This is a genomic window from Frankia sp. CcWB2, from assembly GCF_977927585.1.
Genome location: NZ_CDWRCM010000280.1, coordinates 1,737 through 3,963, shown reverse-complemented (window position 1 = coordinate 3,963; position 2,227 = coordinate 1,737). Strand labels below are relative to the sequence as shown.

At 66.3% G+C, this 2,227-nt stretch carries 2 protein-coding genes; both read left to right on the top strand.

All coding sequences use genetic code 11. The annotated features are described in order from the left end of the window. The first annotated feature begins 403 nt into the window (after nucleotides 1–403). Complete coding sequence (locus ACY45C_RS20385) at nucleotides 404–1,654, top strand: AfsA-related hotdog domain-containing protein (protein ID WP_462189162.1); 1,251 nt, start codon at nucleotides 404–406, stop codon at nucleotides 1,652–1,654. A gap of 66 nt (nucleotides 1,655–1,720) precedes the next feature. Next, nucleotides 1,721–2,227, top strand: a 507-nt coding sequence (locus ACY45C_RS20380) for an AfsR/SARP family transcriptional regulator (protein ID WP_462189164.1), incomplete at its 3' end; no start/stop codon positions are given.

Here is a 2,227-nt window from a genome sequence, read left to right as displayed (position 1 = left end):
CCCCTGGGATTCTCGAGGGCCGCGGGGAGGAGGATTACGTCCGTCACGGGTTCCTGGCGGGGCCGGCCACACCGTCATACGTCGCCCGTTGTCGTGATCCACCATGTGGCCAGATGAAAGTGGCTTTCCAGCCGGCGGGCCCACAGGTCGACGCCTGACCGTACGCCACGCCGGACGCCGGGTGGACGGAGTCTGCGCCGCCCGGCACCACGAGAAACCTACCTCAGGGCCCGGAACGAGAGCATCCCTATCCCGGATCGAAGACGTACCGGTCCGGTGGCCCGCCCAGGGCCACCGGACCCAGGTGTCGTTTTCGAGTAACCCCAGAGCCGGGAATCCACACTTAGGAGTCGAAATGAAATAACTTGCGCGTTTCGAACCTTCCACAGGCCTGTGACCTGCGATGATGCTCTCGATCACGTATTTGTTACTTCATTACGTCCCCTTAGGGGTGGTCGCGGGGAACCTCCCGTGTCATTCTGACGTAGCCTGCCGTGCCACCGAAAGGTTGGCATTTCGTGGGATCGACTGTGGGATCCCGGCCCCGCGACGGGTACTCAACACCCGACGCCGGGCCGTCACCCGTCGAGAATGCCAGGTCGCGATGGTCCGGAAGGCACACATGGCCGTTGACACACGAAGACGCTCGCCCGGGAAAGTTTCCATCCCGCTGCCACCGCAGCACCTCGTGCACCAGCCTGGAACCCCCGAGGGTTACGTTCTGGGTGGTGGGTACGGGGTCGAGCACAGCTTTATGCTTTCCACTGAGTTGCCCGACGCCCACCCGCTCTTCAACGACAGCCTCACCTCCCTTCATGATGTCCATTTCGTCACCGATGTGGTCCGCAGAACCATAAACTTCGTGGCCGGCCGGTACTTCGGCATCCCCGAGGACCGTCCGGCGGTCTCCACCTCCGCAACGATCAACGTAACCGACCTGGCGCCTTGGCGCCGCGGCTCCGGGACCACGCACGTCGTAGTGGACATGCGGGTCCGACCCGTGGACACGGCCGACGGCATTCCCGGCGCGCTGGAGACCTCCTGCACGGCGAGCATCGGCGGCCGGTCCTGCTACACGGTGCAGGCCCGGCTTGTCTTCCTGCCGCCCGACTTCTACCGCGACCAGCGTGCCCGGGGCCGTGCCGAGAGCCTGCGGGATAGGGTTGACGACCCCTATACGGCAAAGTTCACCGGCCCGCCCGCACCCCGGCAGGACGATGTGGTGTTCCCGGATGCGGTGCTGCCGGAGGCGGTCGGGCGGACGGACGCCCGCAATGTGGTCGTCGGGGAGCCTCATCTGATCGGCAGCAAGGGTCTGCGCCTGGAGATCAGGCCCGACTCGGACGACCCGGTCTTCTTCGACCACGGAGTCGACCACGTGCCCTGTGTGCTGCTCATCGAGGTCTCCCGCCAGGCGGCTGTGCTCGCGGCGGGCGAACTGCGCGGCTTCGCCGGAGCATTCTGCGCGATCACGCACTGGTCCGGAGGATTCCGCGGTTTCGCCGAGACCGACCTGCCGCTGCGGGTCACCGCCACCCCCGGTCCGACCACCCGCGACCCGCAGGGACGTCCATCGGTGACGGTCGGCGTCGATGTCGCCCAGGGACCGCGCCGCATCAGCAGCGTCACCATGGCCGTGCTACAGGGCTGCTGAACCTGCCCGAAGCCGTTGCGCAGAGGTCCAGTGCGGTGGACGCCGCACCAGCAAGGAGTGAACGCCATGCGGTTCCAAATTCTGGGTCCGGTAGGAATCGGTCCGCACACGCCGTCGGCAGCGAAACTCCGAGTCGTCCTCGCCACATTACTGACCCGGGCCAACGAGATCGTCTCGGCGGCGAGCTTGATCGACGAGCTGTGGGGCGACGACCCGCCCCGCACCGCCACGACAACCCTGCATGTCTATATCTCCCAGCTCCGCAAGATCCTGTCGATGGCCGAAGACACCGAAGGCGCGCGGGGTGCACAGGGAACTGACGCCGTCAAGGGAACCGAGAGCAGGATCGTCACCCGCCTACCCGGTTACCTCTTCCGGGTTCTCCCGGACGAACTGGATCTGACCCGTTTCGAATTGTTGTCCGCTCAGGGGGGCGCCGCGTATGACCAGCACGACTTCGGCGCCGCCACCCGGATTCTGCGCGAAGCTCTGGATCTGTGGAAGGGGCCCGCGCTCTGCGGCGTCGCCCAAGGCCCGTTGTTGCAGGCGGCCGTCGTCCACCTGACCGAGCGG